The organism is Natrinema pallidum DSM 3751 (assembly GCF_000337615.1).
GTDB classification, from domain to species: domain Archaea; phylum Halobacteriota; class Halobacteria; order Halobacteriales; family Natrialbaceae; genus Natrinema; species Natrinema pallidum.
Genome location: NZ_AOII01000088.1, coordinates 194602 through 215115, shown reverse-complemented (window position 1 = coordinate 215115; position 20514 = coordinate 194602). Strand labels below are relative to the sequence as shown.

Here is a 20514-nt window from a genome sequence, read left to right as displayed (position 1 = left end):
GACGCGTAACTGTTTTCGCGCTTACACCGGTTCGAACCGGTAGCCGTCCCACGCCTGACTCCCCGGTTCTCGAATGCCCGCATCGGGCTCGCGGAGTTCATCGACGGAGACCGGCCGAACCTCGTCGCCCGTCTCGACATCGCCAGTGGTCAGTTGGCCGATGGCGCGGACCGACTCGCCTTCCACATCGAACTCGACGATCGCGAGATGGTTCGGCTCGCGGACGCCGGGTGGCGTCGCGGTGCTGGTCGTCCACGTCACGATCTCGGCAGTGTACTCGCTGAGATCGATCGTCTCGACCGGTTCCGTCCCGCCCGGGCCGTGTGGATGTCCGGGGTAGCTAATCGAGCCGTCGTCGTAGCGCGTCGCTTCCAGAGTCATTGTGCAGCCTCCATGATGGTCGTAATCACGCAGTTGCCGAAGCCGCCGACGTTACAGCATAGCCCCACATCCGCGTCGACCTGTCGGGGACCGGCCTCGCCGACGAGTTGCTCGTAGATTTCGACGCCCTGGGCCACGCCGCTGGCCCCGAGCGGGTGGCCCTTCGATTTGAGCCCGCCCGACGTGTTGATCGGGAGTTCGCCGTCACGTTCCGTGTGTCCCTCCTCGACGAGTGTCCAGGCTTCGCCCTGCTCGGCGAAGCCCAGTCCCTCCATCTGCAGGAACTCGAGGATCGTGAACATGTCGTGGAGTTCGGCCACGTCGATGTCCGCGGGTCCGTATCCGCTCATGTCGTAGGCTCCGTTGCCGCTCTCGACGACGCCGCCCATGACGGTCGGGTCCGCGCGCTCGTGGACGACGTGGGTATCGGTCGCCCCGTCGATGCCCGAGATCACGACGTAGTCGTCAGTATACTCCTTCGCAACTGACTCGGGACAGAGCATCAGCGCCGCGGAGCCGTCCGTGATCGGACAGAAGTCGTACAGTCGCAACGGATCGGCGACGATCGGCGACTCGAGGACCGTCTCGAGGTCGACTTCCTTCCGGAACTGGGCATGCGGGTTGTCGACGCCGTTCTTGTGATTCTTGACGGCNCGGATCGGCGACGATCGGCGACTCGAGGACCGTCTCGAGGTCGACTTCCTTCCGGAACTGGGCATGCGGGTTGTCGACGCCGTTCTTGTGATTCTTGACGGCGACCTTCCCGAGGCTCTCGCGGGGCGCGTCGAACCGCTCCAAGTAGTGGCGCGCCGTCAGGCCCGCGAAGGAGGGCAGCGTGACGCCGTGTTTGTACTCCACGGGATGGGTCAGCGACGCGATGACGTCGGTCGCTTCCCCGGTCGTCTTATGCGTCATCTTCTCGCCGCCGACGAGCATCGTCATGTCGCTGGCACCGCTGGCGACCGACTGCCAGGCGGCGTACATTCCCGCGCCGCCGCTCGAACTCGTCTGGTCGACGCGCTGGGTGTACGCCGGCATCGCGTCGAGGTCGTGAGCCAGCGCGTTCATCACGCCCGTTTGCCCTTCGAACTCGCCGCTTGCCATGTTCGAGACGTACAGGTGCTCGACGTCGTCGGCGTCGACGCCCGCATCCTCGAGACAGTCGCTGCCGGCCTCCGCGAGAAGGTCCTGAATCCACTCCCCGTCCCGTTGCCCGAACTGGGTCATGGAGGCTCCGATGATTGCAACACGTTCCATAACGTATCGGACTCGAGACATCGATTTATAAGTGCGGGTCACGGGTGCGGACGCCCTCGTCCTGAGGGCGGGCGTCCCGCCGACCGCGCTCGGAGAAAGAGCGTCGTCGCGGCGTCCGACCCCTACGAGGCCGATTCCGCCGCCGTCGTCCGCAACTCGCTCGCTCGCGAGCGCGCCTGCGAGATCACCGCGGGCCGAGCCTCGAAGGAGACGATCACGTCCTCGTCGCCGTAGGTCACGTCGTCGACGTTCGCGTTGTCGTGAAGCCACGAGACGACGCTCATCGTGTCCTCGGTCATCGGCAGCATGAGCCGCTCTTCCTCCCAGTCGGGCAGTTCGTGGTCGATCCGCTCGAGGAGGCCGTCGACGTTGAGCCCCTCCCTGGCGCTGACGGTGACCGGGTTCGGCGCGAGCGACGACAGGGCTTCGCGCTTGTCCGTGAGGTCCTCGTCGCTTACCTGATCGATCTTGTTCAACACGGTCACGATCGGGGCCTCGTTGCGCTCGTAGAGGGTGTCGTGGGACGTGACCAGCTTCTCGTGAATCTCGTCGACCGGCTCGCTGACGTCGACGACGAGCAAGACCAGGTCCGCCCGGTAGACCGAGTCCAGCGTCGACTTGAACGACTCGACCAGCCAGTGGGGCAGATCGCTGATGAACCCGACCGTGTCGGTCACCAGCACGTCCCGCCGGTCGATGGCCGCCCGTCGCGTCGTCGTCCCCAGCGTCGTGAACAGCTTGTCCTGGGACTCGGCCGTCGGGTCCAGGTCGGGATGGAGCTCCTCGTTTTCCTCGACCTCGAGATCGGTCGCGAGCTGACGCAACAGGGTCGACTTCCCCGCGTTGGTGTATCCCGCAAGCGCGACCAGATCGAACCCGGAGTCCCGACGGCGCTCCCGGCGCTGCTGTTCGGTCTGCTCGATCCGCTCGAGTTCGTCCTTGATCCGGCTGATCTGGGCTTTGATGTCCCGTTCGCGGCTCTCGTCGTACTCGCCAAGCCCCATGAAGCCGGGGTGTTCCTCCCGCTTTGCGAGGCTCGTCTTCGCCTCGGCACGGGGGAGTTCGTAGCGGAGCTCGGCCAGTTCGACCTGGAGCTGTGCCTTCCGCGTCTGGGCGCGCTGGCCGAAAATCTCGAGGATCAGCGTAAATCGATCGATGACCTCGACGCCTTCCGGCAGGAGCCGCCCGAGGTTGTACGTCTGATACGGGCCGAGCCGATTGTCGAAGACGACGGTCGTCGCGTCGGTCTCCGCGGCGAGCGCGGCCAGTTCCTCCGCTTTCCCCTCGCCGATCTGAAGGGCCGGATCGGCCCGTCGGGACTGCGTGACCTCGCCGACGACGGTATACCCCGCCGCCCGGGCTAGGTCGCGGATCTCGCTCGTGTCAGCCGTGCCGGAATCGACGCGTTTCGCGATGATCGTGTTCATGCGGGTGGCTTCGTGTCTGCCGGGCGTGGTCGGTCGTGCTCGCTCGAGCGCCGCAGCTCGTCGCTTGCGCGCCCCGCCGCTCGCCGACACCGGCCGTACAGTCGGTGCGGGCACTGCCGCGTGGACCCGGAGACGCTAACGATGCCGGTCGCACACCTCCGTTGGACGCACGTGAGTCATACTCGTCCGTACGCGGCGAACCGTCTTGAATCCCGCGCCCGTTGTGACCGTCCGCGCGTTCGCGTCGCGGCCGCCATCGATCGGGTCCCGTCCGGTCCGTCGAGCGGACCCGATCACAACAGTCATAGGAACCGACTCGAATTGAGGTGCATAATGCTCGATCTCGATCCGACGGCGCTTGGCCTCGAAATCGGGGGCGGCGCGGTCATCGGCGGCGTCATCGGGTTCGCCGCGAAGAAGATCGCGAAACTCCTCGCGATCATCGTCGGCGTGCAGTTGATGGCCTTTCGCTACCTCGAGTCCCAGGGGATCATCATCGTCGACTGGAATCGGCTCTCGGCCGGCCTCCTGAAAACGCAAGCGCGCGCCGGGGACGCTGCGAACAGCCACTGGGTTCAATCGCTGCTCTCGACGCTCTCGATCGGTGCGGGCTTTACCGGCGGCTTCCTGATCGGCTTCCGACGCGGCTAACGCGGTCCCGACCCGGAACCGGACGCGTCATCGACCAGGCATACACCGAGAGTACCTCGGGGACAAGCCCCGAGGTACGTCACCGCGTTCGGAGATCGTCTTTGTCCTTGACGATTTCCGTCTCCGCCTGTCCGCTGGTGTGTTCGTTGACGGTGTCGTAGAACTCGTTTTGCAGTCCGGCCGGGAACGTCAATACGCCGATCCACGAGCCGTCGTTTTGCCACTCCTCGCGCTCGAGATCGCCGAACTGGCGGATTTTCGCCTGCGCGCTACCCGCGTGATCCGCCGGCACCTGGACGGCGACGGTTACTTCTTCGAACCGGATCGGGATCACGGGCCGTAACGCGTCCAGCGCGTCGTCGACCTGCTCTTGGACCGGCTCCATTGGATCGACCGTGAAGCCGGCCTCTTCCAGGGCGTTCTCGATCCGTTCGGGCGGATGGGGCGCGTTGTCCATCTGGGGGTTGACCGCGTTGCGCGTGATCGTATCGATCAACTGCCTGCGCTTCTGTTCTTGCATCTCGCGGCGCTGATCGGCCGTGATCTGGATCTCCCCCTGCTTTATCACTTCGGGAATGATCTCGAGGGGCTCCGTGGTATCGAAGACCGTCTCGAGGTCCGACTCCGCGGGCCGGTCGCCGCGCGAGGCGTCCTCGAAGACGTCCTCGGCGGCGATCACGTCCTCCAACTCGCCGTCGAACTCGTCGCGTTTGATCGAAAGCGCCGCGTCCGGATCGACTAACACTTCGAAGCGCGCCCCGTGTGACTCGAGTCGCGCTGTCACTGCCTCGTCAAGCGAAATCATACCTGACGGTTCCGCCGCCAATGAAAAGAGTGTTTCCCGAACCGATCCGGCACTCGAGGTCGAAAACGCCTCGAGTCGCCGCGGATCGACGGGGCCGCCGATGCGACGTGACCGGCGCTTCGAGGGGTGTCGCGTTCGAGCGGGCCGCTTTCCAACGGGACGACGGAATACGGCGTCGAAAAACGAACTCGGCGTCTCGATTACTCGGCGGTGTCGTCGGCTTCGTCCTCGCCCTCACCCGTATCGAGGAGGTCGTTCTCCTCGAGATGGTCGGCGATCCGATCCTGGTCGAACTGCTCGAAGGACTCGGTTTCGACGTCGACGGTCGCCAGCCCCACTTCGTTGGGGAGCAAGGACCCGTCGTTGACCGACGCGAGCGCGTCGAGGGCGAGCTGAATGCCGCCGTCGAGGTCGGCCTCGTCGTCGTAGTGCTCCTCGAGGTAGGTCTGGAGTTCGCCGCGGTCGGAGCCGACGGCCAGCGCCTTCCACTCGTAGGGCGTCCCCGAGGGATCGGTCTCGAACAGGCGCGGCTCGCCGTTCTGGATGCCGCCGACGATCAGCGCGACGCCGAACGGTCGGGCACCGCCGACCTGCGTGTACTGCTGGATATGGTCGGTAACCTCTTTGGTCAGCGTCTCGACGCCGATGGGCTCGCCGTACCGAAGCTGGTTGACCTGCGTCTGGCGGCGCGCGAAGTCGATCAGCTGGCGAGCGTCGGCCACGTGACCCGCGCTGGCGATGCCGACGTGGTCGTCGGCCTTGTGGATCTTCTCGACGCTCGAGTCCTCGAGCAGCGGGGAGGGGACTCGTTTGTCGACGGCGAGGACGACGCCGTCGTTCGTTCGGACACCGATGCTCGCCGTGCCTCGTTTGACCGCCTCACGAGCGTATTCGACCTGATAGAGTCGGCCGTCGGGCGAGAAGATCGTGATGCCGCGGTCGTACGCCTGCTGTTGTTGTTGTCCCTGCATAGTATCACACTAAATGGTAATCGAGGTCTGTCGCGCCCACGAACGCCTCATCGAACCGTACGTCCCCGACGTCGTCCCGCAGGACGGCGGCTCGCTCTTCGTTCCCGAACACGACGTTTCTCTCTCCCGAATCTTGCCGGTCGCGTCCTAAATAGTTTTCTTCAGCGGCACGGATCGTGCCACTGATACCGCGGACCCGAACGCCGACGGGAGCGCCGTCGATCCCGTCGATACAGGCCAGTGCCGCTCGAGCGGACTCCGTCTCGCCGCGGCGGGCCTTGACAACTGCGTCCCCCGTTCCGTCGGCGAACTCGAACCTGACAACCGTCAGATCGGCGTCGGCGCTGCCCGGATCGCCGAGTAAGTTCTGACCCGCGTACCACAGCTCACGCTGGAACGACCGCCTGCCGATCCGCTCGTCGGGCCACGTCTCGAGTTCCACGGCGAGGTACCGCCAGCGCGGCCGGAGGTGTTTCGGGAGGTGTTTCATTCACCGACTACCGCGTCGCCCGCCGTCGAACTGCGCTCCGCGACCAGCACGCCGACCTGCTCGTGGACGCGCTCGACGGCCGTCAGCGAGAAGCCCGCATCGGTAAAGGCGTCGGCGAGCATCCCGACGGTCGCCGGATCGTCGACCTCAGGCGAGTAGAACGGCTCCTCGGGGTCGGGCTCGCCGAAGAACATCACGTCCCCCAGCACGAACGTCCGGGGCTCGAGGTCCCCGATGACCGCGATCGCCTCGCGTTTTTCCGCGTCCGAGAGATGGTGCATGGCGAAGTTCGAGGTGACCACGTCGACCGGCCCGTCGTACTCCGGCTCGCGGAAAGTTCCCCGGTCGAACTCGAGGTTCTCGAGCCCGTGGTCGTCGGCCTTCCGTTTCGCTTCCTCGAGCATCCCGTCGCTGATGTCCCGGCCGACGACCCGCTTCGCGTCGGGGGCCAGGGCGAGCGCGATCGCGCCGGTGCCGGTCGCCAGATCGAGGACGACGTCGTCGGCCCCGGGAGCGGCGTGCTCGATGACGAGATTCGCACAGGCGTGGTACTCCTCGGACTTCGAGTCGTCGTACTCGCCGGCCTGTTCGTCGAACCGCGCGGCGTGTTCCTCAAGACTCCTCTTCATACCTCCCCCGTTCGACCCCCGGCTCAATGAACGACTCGGAGTGGACGTGGCGATTGCGCTCGGCCAGCCGCCCCCACTCCGCGAGGCCGTCTTCGACGAACTCGCCGGAGAACCCGATCTCCTCGCCGAGCGCTTTGAGCTCGCGGGGCGTGCGCAACTCGAGGTGCGAGGTCGGATCGGCGCTGACGACGTAGGGCGCGTCGTAGTGGGCGACGATCTCCCGGAGTTTCCGCAGCGACTGCAGGATTCGGACGCGGCGGCCGCCGCTCTCTCGGAGGACTCCGCCGAGGTTGAACTCGATGCGAACGCCGTTCTCGACGGCGGCTTTCGCCAAGACGTGATTGATGTCGCCGTTGCCGGTCATCGGATGGGCGAGCACGTCCACTTTCGCCTGTTCGACGGCGAAGCGGTTCAGCGCCGTCGTCCCGCCGTGAATCCCGACGATCGTGTGTGATGTCCGGAAGTTCCCCACAGACCCGCTGGCCTGCTGTGGGTCGTCGGCCCGGATCTCGACGCCCTCGACGACATCGATCCCGTACTCGTCGCGGATTTCGTCGGGATCGTACTCCGCTCGAGCGTCGGCGTGATTGCGGACGACCACGCCCTCGAACCCGTAGTCGGCCGCCGTTTTCGCGACTCTGGCGACCGTGCTCTCTCCGTCGGGGTGGGCGTGGACGGCCTCGTACATACTCGAGTCCTCTCGCGGCGGCAACTTGGGGTTTGCGTCATGTGCTGTCCAATCGTATAGAGATCGCACACCACAAACTATTTTATATTAAATATGAGGTCAGATATTATTAATAAACCAACAATAAATAATATCGCAGAGCCAAGTATATGTCCCCATGATAGTATAATCACACCAGCTATGATTGCAAGAAGACCACCAATAAGATAGAACGATTTATTGAGGTTCTCTTTCTCGGACATTTCCCTAGATATATTGACCGATAGCAGTATGAATAAAACACCAACCACAGATATTGATATTTTATTGGCATCAATAATAAAGAGGAATGCCAAAAGAATCCCTAAAATTATACTACCTATTAGACCGCTATAATTGATCTCATCTCGAATCCTATCCATGGAATAATGTGGCACCAGCCCATATAAATACCTTTACGTTAAATATGAGGGGTTATTCAAACTGGCGATAGATATTTTCGAACGAATATAGCAAATATTACGATCGCAAGGACGATGACCAGCACTTCTCTGATGGATTCTAAGAGCATCACTTCTTGCGAGACGCTTTCTGAACCAGCCCGAATTTCGCTGCTTGTGAACCGAACTCCCCCTTGTATCAGACCCAATATGGAAAGGATACATTCTATCTCGGCAGTCCGTCGGCTTCTCGGCTTGCGGTTTCCAGTCGCTAGACACCGTCAACGAGCGGCGTGCAAAGTACCGCTGATCGAAGGATTTCCGGGACGCGACGTCGCCGCGCCCGCAGCCCAAAAGTGTTAGTTCAGGATGGACTGTGCGACGGTCGCGAGCTGACCGTTGTCGGCCTCGCTGAGGCGCTCGTCGCCGATCTTCAGGCGGAGCCGCGGTCGGCCGACGTCGATCGGGACCTTCTCGGTGTCGATCAGGCCCATATCCTCGAGCTTGGTCTTCGTCCGGGAGAAGGTCGCTTTGGAGGCGATGCCGACGTCCTCGCCCCACTTGCTGATGTCGTAGAGCAGCGCTTCGTTCTTGGCCGCCACGAGCAGGGAGATGGTGACCTCGTCGAGGCCATCGCCGTCGCCGCGAGCGGTCTCGAGGGAGTCGAGGATGGCGGTGAAGTCGGCCTCGGCCTCGGGGCTGATCTCGTCGGACAGCGTTTCGCGGACGGCCGTGATCGGCGGCGTACGGAGGTTGAAGTCGGTGGCGTCCTCCCAGCGGCCCGCGTAGGTGTCGTAGGTATCTTCGACGAAGCTCTCGTCGTCCGTGGTGAGCCCGCCGACGCGGTCGTCGGCGTGGACGAGGGCAACGACGCGGTCCTCGCTGACCAGCAGCGAGTTTTCGGGCGCTTCCGCGAGCGTTCGCAGCGACAGCGCGTCCTCGCTGATGAGGTCGGCGGCGTTCGAGGCGACGATGAAGTCGTCCATGACGTCTTTCAGGGTGCGTTCGTCGGCGAGCATGCGGACCGAGGGCAGGTCGCCGTCGAACGCAGTCGCGACGGAAATGAACTCTTCAATGGCATCCCGTGACGGGTTGACCATGTAGATAGTACCGCTCACGTCCTCGAGCACGGACCCGAGGATATCGTCAATTTGGTGATTAAGTAAATTCGAGGTCATGCCTATACAGAAGTAATCGAGAGCGTCGTACTTAATTTTGGTGGCCGTTTTCACGCCAGAACTTCTCTCTCGGGGCCTGTACCGGTAATTTTTGACCAATAATTCGTTAGTTCGCCGATGAAAACGCGATATCACTTCCAGGACCGGCGAGATGAAAACCTCCCAGTCGATCTGTGAGCGAGGCGCGGCCATCGACTCGAGACAAAGGCAATATTCTATCAAAGTTTACAATAACTATATAACGGAAACGTGGCATTACCATATCGTATGGGTGTTCGACACAATCGACTGTGGTGGGTCGTACAGACGGTAGTCGAGAGCGCGGCGAACGGGCGAGGGGCAGATCGGATGTCGCCGCGGTTCACGGCGCGGGCCAAGCGAGTCAGCACGTACGGCGGGCCGTAGTCGCTCACCGATCGAACCGCTTGCTCAGTTCTTTTGACCAGTAGATATCGCCGTCGTAGATTACCGACGCCTCCGTCTCCGCGAGCATCGTCGCCAGCTCCGGCTCCGTCAGCGTAAAGTTCGACTCGTTCCCGCAGAGATAGGCGTAGTCGTTGGTTTCGGTGTGTGGGTAGTAGTACGAGCCGGTCACCCGCGTCGAGTAGCAATCGAGCGACAGCGGGTACTGCCCGTCGTTTTCGCCCTCCCCGAGTTCCTCGAGTCGCGCGGTCGTCGGATTGCGGCTTTCCGCCTGGGTAAGCGAGTGGGTGCCGTCACCGACGACGGCGTAGTCTTTCCCCATCATGATCCGCCGCCGAGCGAGCACCATCGCGCGTTCGATGCTGAAGCCGTGAACCAGTAACTTTGCGAACGTCGATCCGACCTTGACGGCGTGGTCGTTCAACACCTTGGTGACGGTGACCGCGCCCGCGACGCTTCCCTTTTCGATCAGGTTCATGCCCTCGTAGAAGGACCCGCAGGCGTTCAGGAAGAACGTCTGTGCATTACAGCGGTCGAGACTCGAGGTCGCGAGGGTTCCGTCGGGGCAGCACAGTCCGCCGGTTTCGCAGTGGCCGATGTAGTGAACGAAGTCGTTGTCGTCCTCCAGGACGCGGGCGAGGGCGGCCGTCTCGAGGGACTCCGCGACGGTGAGATCGATCGTGAGCTCCTCGGAGCGCCGGCGATAGATTTCGGCGACATCGTCGTGCTCGCCGGCCATCTCCGGATCGTTGAGGACGACACAGATCGAGGTCGAATCGCTCGCCTGCTCGAGGAACTCCAATCGGTTGTGGTAGGCCGTGGGCGTCGATTTGAAAACGTCGATCGGAACGCCGTCCGCGAGCCATCCGTGCGTGCGGCCGCTTCGGAGTTCGGGTTTGACGATATCGACCGAGGCGACCTGGCCGGTGGTGGCCCGACCGCGTCCGGAGCCACTCGATCCGACCGTCGGCGTAGCTTCGATACCCGACACGAATTCGGCGGGGCCGCCCTCGCCCCGATAGAAGTCCTCGAGCGACCGCTCGACAAGTTCCTGCCCCTCGAGCTCCGAGGTTTGGGGCGTGTAAATCATGCTCAACCGGTCGAGCAGGAAGGGCAGCGTCTCGACGCTGTCGTAGGTCGGGGAAACGTACGTCGAGAGGTGCCACTCCGGCAGGCGATGCTTGATCGCCGCGTAGGGGACGTCGAGGTAGGTCGCCAACCGATCCTGGGGCGACGCATGATAGAGCACGCTGGCGTCGAGACCAAGGGCCGCGAGCAGACTGCTCTCGGAGAGGGTGGTCCCGTGGGGACCGGCGTTCCGGGCGAGGCAATCGAGGAAGAACGTCTTTCGAAGGAGTCGCTCGACATCGCGCTCGAGATCCGGCATCGGTGACAGTTCCTCCTCGCGGTCGTGATCGCGGAGTCGGAGCCGCGGCCGGTCGGAATCGGCTCCGGCACGAGAGCCCGGTCCATCGTCGGTCGTCCGGACGGTTGCCTGCAGGTAGTACGCCAGCGGCGCGGCCACGAACAGCGACTCGTAGTCCGGCGGGAGGATCAGTTCGATCCCGTGATCCGGCGTATCGGCTCGGATGCAGTCGGGGATTTCGAGGCGTTCGCCGCGTTCGATCAGCGATGGATGACCGCGGAGCGTGGGGTAGGATCGGTCCGGCCGGGTGGTCTTGTGCGAGGCGGCCATGTGCGTGATAGCCTCGGCGATCGCCGACGGGGAGTCCGGCACGGTGATCGTACCGGCGGGGAGTTCGTGGCGACAGCGAACGCCGAGGATGACGCGCGTTCGATCCGGAAAAGAGACGACGATCTCCTCGTAGCCGTCGGTCTTTTCGATCGTCGCTTCCCCGGCGAACTGGAGGTAGGCCTTGATCTCGGTATCGATGTCCACGATGTACTCGCCGGGCGACAGCGCGAGCGGCTCGCCGCCGGGATCGAGTTCGTGCTGTTCCTCGCACCCGAGGGAGAACGCGTAGACGACCGCGTGGGGAAACCGTAGCTCGTCCGTCGTCACGGCGACCGTCTCGTCGACCGGGCGCGAGACGTCGCTGTCGGAACTGCTGACGTCGAGGTCGTCACCAGTGACCGCTAGCTCGGCGTTATCCGCGTCGGTGACGTGGAGAGTGTCGCCATCTACCGCCCACTCGATCATTCGGTTGGCAGAATGTCACTGGGACAAGTTAGTTGTATCGGGGTTCGTGTAAGTGGCATATACAGCCGGTATTCGACCGCTCGGTTACAATATTGATAGGTAATAGCGGTCGGAACAGAACATTGACGAACTGACCCGTCTCGGACGGGGCGTTGTGTCCACCTGCGAGCGGTCGACGGCAGGCAAGCGGTTGGGTCAAGACCTCGTATAGTGGCTCCTCTTGCCGGGGAAAGGTACACTTATGCGGCCGCCAGACTGCATTTCGGATATGGACCACGATCAGGTTCGGGACGTCGATCCCGCCGTTGCCGACGCCCTCGAGGGCGAGGTAGACCGTCAGCGAGAGACGTTGCAGATGATCGCCAGCGAGAACCACGCCAGCGAGGCGGTCATCGACGCGCAGGGCAGTGCGCTGACGAACAAGTACGCCGAAGGCTATCCCGGCGAGCGCTACTACGGCGGTTGTGAGTACGCCGACGCGGTCGAGGAACTCGCGATCGAACGCGCGACGGAACTGTTCGGTGCCGATCACGTCAACGTCCAGCCCCACGCGGGCACGCAGGCAAATCAGGCAGTATACTTCGCGATGCTCGAGCCCGGCGACAAGATCCTGTCGCTGGATCTGAACCACGGCGGCCACCTCAGCCACGGCCATCCAGCGAACTTCACGGGCCAGCTCTACGAGGTCGAGCAGTACGAAGTCGATCCCGAAACGGGCTATATCGACTACGACGCCCTCGCCGACCACGCCGCCGAGTTCGACCCGGACATCATCGTCTCGGGCTACTCCGCGTACCCGCGCGAGATCGACTTCGAACGCATCCAGGCGGCAGCCGACGACGTCGACGCCTACCACCTCGCGGACATCGCCCACATCACGGGACTCGTCGCCGCGGGCGTCCACCCCTCGCCGGTCGGCATCGCCGACTTCGTCACCGGCTCGACCCACAAGACCATCCGCGCCGGTCGCGGCGGGATCGTCATGTGCGACGAGGAGTACGCCGACGACATCGACTCGGCGGTCTTCCCCGGCGGTCAGGGCGGCCCGCTGATGCACAACGTCGCCGGCAAGGCCGTCGGCTTCAAGGAAGCGCTTCAGCCCGCGTTCACCGAATACGCCGAGCAGACGGTCGCGAACGCGCAGGCGCTCGGCGACTCGCTCTCGGAGAACGGCTTCTCGCTGGTCTCGGACGGCACCGACAATCACCTCGTGCTCGTCGACCTGCGTGACAGCCACCCCGACACGTCCGGCAGCGACGCCGAAGAAGCCCTCGAGGAGGCCGGCATCGTCCTCAACGGGAACACGGTGCCCGGCGAGACGCGATCGCCGTTCAATCCGAGCGGGATCCGCGCCGGAACGCCGGCGCTGACCACGCGCGGCTTCGACGAGGACGACTGTCGGAAAGTCGGCGACCTGATCGCCCGCGTCGTCGACGCCCCCGAGGACGAAACCGTCATCGAGGACGTCCGCGCCGAGGTCGCGGCCCTCTGCGACGCCAACCCGCTCTACGAGTAGCCGACGACCGCGTCGCCGCGGCCGGTCCGACTGCGAACGCCACTCGCCGGTTTTTCCGCGCGTTCTTCCTGTAGGCTCGAGGCTGTCGAGATCCGCGACCGCGTTGTGCTAGACCTCGCGTCGCCGGCCGCCGTCCGTTTCGAGCGAGATCGCGTCGGACCGAATACCTTTTGTCACTTACTAATGTGGGTAGGTGGCATGAGTGATGGAACGGCGACGGCGATGTACCGCACCAGAACCGACGCGCTCACGACCGACGTCGGCGAGGGCCAGCCGGTCGTCTTCGCCCACGGGACGTTGATGGACCGGACGATGTTCGCGCCCCAGCTCGAGGCGCTGCGGGACGGGTACCGGGCGGTCGCCTACGACCTCCGGGCCCGGACCGACCGGTACGCTCCGGGCTACGGTCTCCGGGAGCTGGCCGACGACTGTGACGCACTGCTCGACGGGATCGGTGAGGACAGCGCCGTCATCGCCGGCATGTCGATGGGCGGGTTCATGGGGCTGCGTTTCGCCCTCGAGTATCCCGAGCGGGTCGATGGGCTGGTCTTGATCGATTCGATGGCAGCACCGCACACGGCCGAAGAACGGGCGGTCTACGGCGATCTCGTCGAGCCGCTGGACGGGTCTCACGAGGCGACCCCGCGCGAACTGGCCGACGGCGTGACGGGATATCTCTTCGGCGAGACGACCCGCGAGGAGAACCCCGAACTGGTCGAGACCTGGGTCAATCGCTGGGCGACGTATCCCGGCGCGGCGGTTTACCACGAGCTACACTCGTGGCTCGACCGGCCGGACGTGACCGACCGTCTCTCGGAGATCGATGTACCAGTCCTGATCGTCCACGGCGAAGAGGACCCCTCGATCGCCCCGTCCCGAGCGGAGCCGATGCTCGAGGAACTGCCCGACGCCGAGATGGAACTGATTCCGGAGGCGGGCCACACCGCGAACCTCGAGGGGGCCGAGGCGGCAAACGACGCGATCCGGTCGTTCCTCGACGAGCGGTTCTGATGTGAATATCCACGAACGTGTGCATTTGGGCCGCATATACCGACGTTGTGCGCACCGATCCGGGGATTAATGAGCCCCGCGGCCCCCCACTCAGGTAATGACCGAGATCATCGACGGCAACGCTGTCGCGAGCGAGCTTCGAGACGAGTTAACCGACGCGATCGAGACGCTCGCCGACGCGGGTTCGCGGCCGGGGCTGGCGACCGTGCTCATGGGCGACGACCCAGCGAGCCAGACTTACGTAAACATGAAACAGCGAGACTGCGAGGAGGTCGGCATCGAGAGCCACCACGTCGACGTCGACGGCGACGCGCCGCCGGAGGAGCTGTACGACGCCATCGCGGCTCTCAACGACGACGACGATGTTCACGGCTACATCGTCCAGGCTCCGGTTCCCGACCACGTCGACTACCGCGACGTGATCCGTCGCGTCGACCCGATCAAAGACGTCGACGGCTTCCACCCCGAAAACGTCGGCCGGCTGGTCGCCGGCGACGCCCGGTTCCGTCCCTGTACACCCCACGGCGTCCAGAAACTCCTCGAGGCGGCCGAGATCGACACCGAGGGCAAGGACGTGACCATCGTCGGCCGCTCGGACATCGTCGGCAAACCGCTCGCCAATCTCCTGATCCAGAAAGCCGAGGACGGCAACGCGACGGTGACGGTCTGTCACTCCCGCACGGACGACCTCGCCGCAAAGACCCGCAGCGCCGACATCGTCGTCGCGGCTGCCGGCGTCCCGGACCTCGTCGACGGGTCGATGCTCGCGGACGGGACGGTCGTCATCGACGTGGGCGTCAACCGGGTCGACGCCGACACGGACAAGGGGTACGAACTCGTCGGCGACGTCGAGTTCGAGAGCGCGAAGGAGAAAGCCAGCGCGATCACGCCCGTTCCCGGCGGCGTCGGCCCGATGACCCGCGCGATGTTGCTCTACAATACGGTCAAAGCGGCGAGCCTGCAGGAAGCGATCGACGTCGAACTCCCCTGATCCGGGCGGCGGGGTCGTCTCGAGGGACGCGTTTCGATCGCTCGATATCGGTCGAATTCGGTGCGCCTCGAGCGTCGCCGCCGTGAATCGGTGACGGGAGTTACTCGTCGAACCGGATCAAATCACGCTCCGCGAGCTGCATGAGGAAGTGCGAGAGCGTCTCGTCGACGGGCTCGACGCGGTCGCCGTCGTGTGCATCGGCGACGGCCGCGGCGATTTCGGCGACGGTGTGGTCGCCGTCGCAGTGTCGCCAGACGGTCGTGCCGACGGCGTCGAGTGTCAGTTCGCGCTCGCGGCTCGTTCCGAAGAGGTCGAACAGGAACTCGTCGAGCCGGTTCCGCGGGGGGCGGCTCCGAACGATGGTCACCCTCGAGTCGCCGTCGACGGTCGTCTCCCGCCAGTCGTCGGCGACTCGTTTCGGAACCGCGGTCGGCCCGTGAGCGCTCATGTGTCGACCGTCTCGGCGGAGTCGGCGTTCCAGAGCACGCTCGCGGTAAAGAGGCCAACGAGCGCGACGAGCGCCACGACGCCAAGGAGCGTCTGCGTCTCGCCGGCGAGTCCGAGTGGGTAGGGCGCTCCTTCCGCATTACCGCTGCCGGTGATATAGAGCGCGCCGATGACGATCCCCATGATCGCCTCGCCGGTGATCAGGCCGGCCGCGACGATCCGGCCCCTCGAGGTCGCGTGCTCGGCGAGCGTACCGTCCTCGTCGTCGCGCCGGGCGACGTAGCGGTCGATCCCGGCCCGGAGCAGGCCGCCGAGGAAGATCGGCGTCGAGAGCGTGATCGGGAGGTAGATTCCCACGGCGAACGGAAGGACGGGAACATCCATGAGGATCAGGACGAACGCGAAGACCGCGCCGATGAGGATCATCCCCCACTGGGCGGAGCCGGTGAGGACGCCCTCGGAGATCAGCGCCATCATCCCGGCCTGGGGCGCGGGGATGGGATCGGTGCCGATGCCGTAGGCCTGGTGGAAGAAGTATAGGATCCAGCCGGCGAACAGCGCCGAGACGGCGATCCCGATCACTTGGGCGATCTGCTGCTTTCGCGGGGTCGCGCCGAGCAGATAACCGGTCTTCAAGTCCTGGGAGGTGTCGCCGGCGACCGCGGCGGCGATGGCCACGACCGAGGCCGTCATCAGTACCACGACGGGGTCGGCGACGCCGGCCGAGCGCATCGCCAGCGCGGCGATCAGGACAGTCGCGACGGCCATCCCGGAGACGGGGTTCGAGGAACTGCCGACGACCCCGACGAGATACGCCGAGACGGCGACGAAAAGGAAGGCGGCGATGACGGCGATGAACCCGCCGAGCAATCCGACCTGCACCTGCGGGACGGCGACCAGTGCAAGCGCGATCAGAACCGCGCCGACCACGACGAGCTTCATCGGGAGGTCCCGCTGTGTACGCTTCCGGTCGCTCATCGCAGCCGATTCGGACCCGCGGATTTCCGTCGCGGCGGTGCCCAGCGCGTCGGCGATCGTTCCCCGCATCGAGAGAATCGCGTAGAACCCGCCGACGATCATTGCACCCGCGCCGACGTAGCGGATGTACTCGTCCCAGACCTTGTCGGCCTGTACCATCAGCGCCGCGTCGGCGGTCGACTCGGGAACGAAGCCGCCCGTGATGAGCAGCGGGATCAGCATCATCCAGGCGATCAGCCCGCCGCCGAAGACGTAGCCGGCGATCCGGGGTCCGATGATGTAGCCGACGCCGATCAACGCGGGCGTGAAGTCGCCGCCGATGGCGAACCCGTCCGTCTCGCCGGCCGAAAACGCCGTCTGGAGCGTCGTCCGGAATGCGGCCATCCCGTTTGCCAGCCACATGTAGATGAAACTCACGAGGAAGCCAAACGAGATGAGTTTCACGCCCTCGTCGCCGCGAGAGCCGGCCTCGAGAACGTCGGCACACGCGGTTCCCTCGGGATAGGGGAGTTCCTCGTGTTTGTCGACGATGAGATAGCGGCGCATGGGGATCATAAAGAGGACCCCGAGCAGGCCGCCGAGGATCGCTACCGACGCGGTGCCGACGATGTCGATGGACTCGTCGAGGAACGTAACGCCGGCGATGGTGAAGATCACGCCGGCCGCCAGCGCCTCGCCCGCGGAGGTCATCGTCTGGACGATGTTGTTCTCGAGGATCGAGCCGCCGATGCCGGCCCGTCGAAGGCCGTAGAAGAGGCCCATACTGATGACTGCGGCCGGGATGGACGCGCTGATCGTCATTCCCGAGCGCATGCCGAGGTACATGTTCGCGGTCAGCATCACGACGTTGAGTGCGAGGCCCATGCCGACCGCCTTGATCGTGAGTTCGGCGACGCTCTTTCCCGCGGGAACGTACGGGGACGGCCCGTCAGCCGTCGACTGTTCGGATGCTGTGCGACTGTCGCTCGCCTCCGGGTGGTTCTCCGATGGTTCGTGTTCCATAGTGGGTGGCCCGGCCACCCTGCGGACGTTCGGTGGGACGACCGATTCGAGACGGCCGTGCCGGTATCGAACCCGTCGCTAACCGAACCGATTCAGGGCGGTCCGTGCGTCGATTAGTCACTATTCAATCGAGAGTATAAGTGATGCAAGATTTACGACGACCGAGACGGGGGCACCGGTGCCGGCTCGAGGCGTCGGCTCAGCCTCCGAATCGGCCATCGGCGTCCCCGTCGGCGAACTCGAGGGCGTCCAGACGCTCCTGGGCCTGCGTGAACGCGAACTCGTCGCCGCGCAGGCCGTGTGCTAGCTCGCGGGTCGCCTCGACGAGCCGTTCGGCGGTCTCCGGTTCGATGTCGCCGTCGAGCATCCGGACGCGGGTGACGTGTTCGCCGAGCGTCTCGAGGGCGCTCCGTTCGTCGGCGGCGAGATCGCGGTCGGCGGCCCACGTTTTGATGTCGCGGCGGTACTCGCGGACGGCGGTCGCGTACGCGAGCCCGCGGGCCGCCTGCAACGAGCGCGGGACGTCCTCGACCGGCGGCCGCTCGCCCCGATCGGCGTCGCGAAGCAGCGAGAGGAAGTACAGCTCGTCGCGGTCCTCGAGGTGGATCTCGCGGGCGACGATGTCGCCGACGTGGAGGAGTTCGCCCGCGGCGAGGTAGGTATCGTCGAGGTCCCGAAGGGTGCCGGCGTTGACGAACCCGCGTCGGCGAACGTACTCGCGACAGCGGTCGCGCGCCCGCTCGGCGAGTTCGTCGGGGTCAGTCTCGTCGATCGCGTTCCGAACGGGGGTGAGATCGAATGCGACCTGCAGGTCGGTATGTTCGGTCCGTTCGTCGACGCCGACGCTTCGGAGACTCCCGCAGGCCGGACAGCCGACGCTGCCGGTCTCGTAGTACGACCACCGAGTCCCACACGCCTTGCATTCGCGCTCGCCCCGGATTTTCATGGGCGGGGATACGGTCGGAACGGCAAAAGTCCCACCGACCCGCCGCGACCGGGCAGCGAGGGCGCGTGCTCGGTTCGATGGGCCGGTCGAACCCATCGTGTCGTCCCTGTTTCATCACTTCCCGTGACACTTCGGCCCCGTTGATGGTACGCATACGAGGAGGATCATCGATCGGTGGGCATCGTTCAATAGGTCATTAACGGGCAGCACCTGCAGGCCACATCAAAACCAACCGGAACGTCCAACCCGAATATATGTCCCGGAGACTGAACCGGCGAACGTTCGTGACCGCAGCAGGAACAGCAAGCGCGCTCGCACTTGCCGGGTGTGCAGACAGCGGCCCCGGCGGCAACGAGACGGACGACGAGAACAACACGACCGACGATGAAAACGAGAGCGAGGACGGGGGAACCGGCGACGGGACGTATACGCTGACCGTCATGGTCGAGGACGCCGACGGAGCGGTCGAAGGCGCGACCGTCACTCTCGAGGAAGCGGGCATGGGCGGGTCATCGGACGACGAGATGGACAACGAGTCCGATAACGTCTCGGACAACGAGACGATGACCGACGACGGGACGGACAACGTGTCGGACGGCGAGATGGACAACGAGTCCGACAACGAGACCACGACCGACGGCGGCGAGGAGAGTTTCCCGATGGAGGACGAGACCGACGGGGACGGTGGGGTCGAATTCGAGGACCTCGAGGACGGTTCCTACACCGTCAGCGCCGAATACGAGGGCGACGAGACCGAATCGGATGTCGAAATCGACGGCGGCGACGAGGAGGTCACGCTGACGTTCGGCGACGGCGACACCGGCGGTAACGAGAGCAACGAGAGCGACGCCGAGAACAGTTCGTAACCGGTTCCGTCGGGCCCGACCAGGGCCGTGCCCCATCGGTTTCGATCGTCTCGCTCACAACTGACGGCGATTCCGTTTTCGACGCGAGAGTCGAGGTGATCGACGCTGCACGCCGAGCGCTTGCCATCTGAGAGCGGCCGCCCGTTTCGGATCGTTTCGTGATGGAAAGTGCGTCCTTCCGTCCTGAAACGACGCGGCGAACGCAGTGCGGAATCCGGCGACAACGACGGTCCGATGCCCGTTGTGTGGAGTTACCCGCATTATTCGTCCACGCGCGTGTGGCCGGGCAGCAGGTCGCCGTCCGCTCGAGTGCGAGCCCCGAACCGGGAAACGGCACGATGTCGGCTCGGCGTAGCGGCTTTTTTCCCCGTCCGCTCGGAAGTCACGGGTATGCGTGACGAAGACGAAATCCGCGAGCAGTACGAGTTCCTCAAAGACCACCTCGAGAGCGACGAGATGCGCCACGACGGCGTCGAGGAGATGTTTACCTACTACAAGCGCGCGATCGGCTGGGTGCTCGAGGAAGAACACATGTGACCACGGCGACGCGCGACGGGAGCGCCGTCCTGACCAGTGTCGTTACATTTAAGTACACTCGGCAGAACCTTTCTGGTGACGCTTCGCTTGGAGGGCCGAAGCGTCAGCGGGGACCAATTCAGGGCGGCAAGCGATCGCGTGACATTTTTCCGTCACGCGATCTGCTTTCCTGTTTCGATATCGAATCGACATAGCATCGGCGCTGTCCGTTATTCCGGACCGATACGAGCCCGTGGTGGCGCGGTCGTTACGTATAATTATCCCGGAACGTAACTCACGAACTGTAAACATGAACCGCGCATTATGTGTGGTTCCGCAGACGATTCGTCATGGGTGTTATGGATCGCCGATACTGAAAACGCGTCCTCTCGCTGGTAATAGCCCCCTTTCGATCGAAACAACCCGATAGCCTTATTAAAATTCGACAGTAAGTACGATTGGTACTTTCCCAATGTACGACCTGACAGGATTCCAGCGTGACTTGCTCTACGTCATCGCTGGCGAGGACGAGCCACACGGCCTGGCGATCAAGGAGGAACTCGAACAGTACTACGAAAAGGAGATCCACCACGGACGGCTCTATCCCAACCTCGATACGCTCGTCGACAAGGGCCTCATCGAAAAGGGCCGCCGGGATCGTCGAACGAACTTTTATACGCTCACTCGCCGCGGCCGCCGCGAACTCGAGGCGCGCCGTGAGTGGGAGAGCCAGTACGTCGACCTGTAGCGGGTCCCGGACC

General features: G+C 64.3%; 21 protein-coding genes and 1 pseudogene. 7 read left to right on the top strand and 15 right to left on the bottom strand.

Annotation, left to right across the window (positions count from 1 at the left end):
- Positions 1 to 21: 21 nt before the first annotated feature.
- The 4 genes and pseudogenes from C487_RS15085 to hflX all read right to left on the bottom strand — a co-directional run bounded on the left by C487_RS15085 (position 22) and on the right by hflX (position 3065).
- Positions 22 to 381 carry a PhlB family protein gene (locus tag C487_RS15085; RefSeq protein ID WP_006186675.1) on the bottom strand — a complete coding sequence of 120 codons (360 nt, stop codon included), beginning with the start codon at positions 379 to 381 and terminating at the stop codon, positions 22 to 24.
- A complete protein-coding gene (locus C487_RS22060; protein ID WP_394295587.1) occupies positions 378 to 1100 on the bottom strand; it encodes a thiolase family protein in 723 nt (240 codons plus the stop codon). Before C487_RS22060 ends, C487_RS15085 begins: the two co-directional genes overlap by 4 nt.
- Positions 1048 to 1638: pseudogene (locus C487_RS22055) on the bottom strand (thiolase family protein); the annotation flags it as partial. The gene C487_RS22060 and the pseudogene C487_RS22055, both read right to left, overlap by 53 nt.
- Before the next feature lie 122 nt (positions 1639 to 1760).
- A complete protein-coding gene (hflX, locus tag C487_RS15075) occupies positions 1761 to 3065 on the bottom strand; it encodes a GTPase HflX (RefSeq protein WP_006186674.1) in 1305 nt (434 codons plus the stop codon).
- Positions 3066 to 3398: 333 nt separating this feature from the next.
- Between hflX and C487_RS15070 the strand changes: the two genes are divergently transcribed.
- A complete protein-coding gene (locus C487_RS15070; RefSeq protein ID WP_006186673.1) occupies positions 3399 to 3716 on the top strand; it encodes an FUN14 domain-containing protein in 318 nt (105 codons plus the stop codon).
- 79 nt (positions 3717 to 3795) lie between these two features.
- Here C487_RS15070 and C487_RS15065 read toward each other — a convergent pair whose 3' ends face one another.
- The 8 genes from C487_RS15065 to C487_RS15035 all read right to left on the bottom strand — a co-directional run bounded on the left by C487_RS15065 (position 3796) and on the right by C487_RS15035 (position 11480).
- Entirely contained in the window at positions 3796 to 4521 is a 726-nt protein-coding gene (locus C487_RS15065) for a ribosome assembly factor SBDS (RefSeq protein ID WP_006186672.1), read from the bottom strand.
- A gap of 200 nt (positions 4522 to 4721) precedes the next feature.
- Entirely contained in the window at positions 4722 to 5492 is a 771-nt protein-coding gene (gene psmA / locus C487_RS15060; RefSeq protein WP_006186671.1) for an archaeal proteasome endopeptidase complex subunit alpha, read from the bottom strand.
- Between the two features lie 4 nt (positions 5493 to 5496).
- A complete protein-coding gene (locus C487_RS15055) occupies positions 5497 to 5982 on the bottom strand; it encodes an Rpp14/Pop5 family protein (protein WP_006186670.1) in 486 nt (161 codons plus the stop codon).
- Positions 5979 to 6611, bottom strand: a complete 633-nt coding sequence (locus tag C487_RS15050; protein ID WP_006186669.1) for a class I SAM-dependent methyltransferase — start codon at positions 6609 to 6611, stop codon at positions 5979 to 5981. The genes C487_RS15055 and C487_RS15050 overlap by 4 nt, the downstream gene beginning before the upstream one ends.
- Positions 6595 to 7299 (bottom strand): RNase P subunit p30 family protein, encoded by a 705-nt coding sequence (locus C487_RS15045; protein ID WP_006186668.1) that lies wholly within the window; start codon positions 7297 to 7299, stop codon positions 6595 to 6597. Before C487_RS15045 ends, C487_RS15050 begins: the two co-directional genes overlap by 17 nt.
- A 77-nt stretch (positions 7300 to 7376) precedes the next feature.
- Complete coding sequence (locus C487_RS20430) at positions 7377 to 7700, bottom strand: hypothetical protein (RefSeq protein WP_152422521.1); 324 nt, start codon at positions 7698 to 7700, stop codon at positions 7377 to 7379.
- A 377-nt stretch (positions 7701 to 8077) separates the two neighbouring features.
- On the bottom strand, positions 8078 to 8896 hold the full coding sequence (tbsP, locus tag C487_RS15040) for a transcriptional regulator TbsP (RefSeq protein ID WP_006186667.1): 819 nt from the start codon (positions 8894 to 8896) through the stop codon (positions 8078 to 8080).
- Between the two features lie 409 nt (positions 8897 to 9305).
- Positions 9306 to 11480, bottom strand: a complete 2175-nt coding sequence (locus C487_RS15035) for a hypothetical protein (RefSeq protein ID WP_006186666.1) — start codon at positions 11478 to 11480, stop codon at positions 9306 to 9308.
- Between the two features lie 268 nt (positions 11481 to 11748).
- Between C487_RS15035 and glyA the strand changes: the two genes are divergently transcribed.
- The 3 genes from glyA to C487_RS15020 all read left to right on the top strand — a co-directional run bounded on the left by glyA (position 11749) and on the right by C487_RS15020 (position 14998).
- Positions 11749 to 12996: a serine hydroxymethyltransferase gene (glyA, locus tag C487_RS15030; RefSeq protein ID WP_006186665.1), complete on the top strand. Its 1248-nt coding sequence runs from the start codon at positions 11749 to 11751 to the stop codon at positions 12994 to 12996.
- 198 nt (positions 12997 to 13194) lie between these two features.
- Positions 13195 to 14007 (top strand): alpha/beta fold hydrolase, encoded by an 813-nt coding sequence (locus C487_RS15025; RefSeq protein ID WP_006186664.1) that lies wholly within the window; start codon positions 13195 to 13197, stop codon positions 14005 to 14007.
- A gap of 97 nt (positions 14008 to 14104) precedes the next feature.
- Positions 14105 to 14998 (top strand): bifunctional methylenetetrahydrofolate dehydrogenase/methenyltetrahydrofolate cyclohydrolase, encoded by an 894-nt coding sequence (locus C487_RS15020; protein ID WP_006186663.1) that lies wholly within the window; start codon positions 14105 to 14107, stop codon positions 14996 to 14998.
- 100 nt (positions 14999 to 15098) lie between these two features.
- Here C487_RS15020 and C487_RS15015 read toward each other — a convergent pair whose 3' ends face one another.
- The 3 genes from C487_RS15015 to C487_RS15005 form a co-directional block, all read right to left on the bottom strand.
- Positions 15099 to 15446 (bottom strand): PqqD family peptide modification chaperone, encoded by a 348-nt coding sequence (locus C487_RS15015; RefSeq protein ID WP_006186662.1) that lies wholly within the window; start codon positions 15444 to 15446, stop codon positions 15099 to 15101.
- The gene (locus C487_RS15010) at positions 15443 to 17425 is read right to left on the bottom strand and encodes an OPT family oligopeptide transporter (RefSeq protein WP_006186661.1); all 1983 of its coding nucleotides are present in this window, start codon (positions 17423 to 17425) and stop codon (positions 15443 to 15445) included. Before C487_RS15010 ends, C487_RS15015 begins: the two co-directional genes overlap by 4 nt.
- Positions 17426 to 17624: 199 nt before the next feature.
- Entirely contained in the window at positions 17625 to 18371 is a 747-nt protein-coding gene (locus C487_RS15005) for a DUF7117 family protein (protein ID WP_006186660.1), read from the bottom strand.
- A 254-nt stretch (positions 18372 to 18625) separates the two neighbouring features.
- Here C487_RS15005 and C487_RS15000 point away from each other — a divergent pair, with 254 nt between their 5' ends.
- The 3 genes from C487_RS15000 (at position 18626) to C487_RS14995 (ending at position 20501) form a co-directional block, all read left to right on the top strand.
- On the top strand, positions 18626 to 19237 hold the full coding sequence (locus C487_RS15000) for a hypothetical protein (RefSeq protein ID WP_006186659.1): 612 nt from the start codon (positions 18626 to 18628) through the stop codon (positions 19235 to 19237).
- Between the two features lie 390 nt (positions 19238 to 19627).
- Positions 19628 to 19774: a hypothetical protein gene (locus tag C487_RS21095; RefSeq protein ID WP_006186658.1), complete on the top strand. Its 147-nt coding sequence runs from the start codon at positions 19628 to 19630 to the stop codon at positions 19772 to 19774.
- A 451-nt stretch (positions 19775 to 20225) separates the two neighbouring features.
- Positions 20226 to 20501 (top strand): PadR family transcriptional regulator, encoded by a 276-nt coding sequence (locus C487_RS14995; RefSeq protein WP_006186657.1) that lies wholly within the window; start codon positions 20226 to 20228, stop codon positions 20499 to 20501.
- The last annotated feature ends 13 nt before the right edge of the window (positions 20502 to 20514 follow it).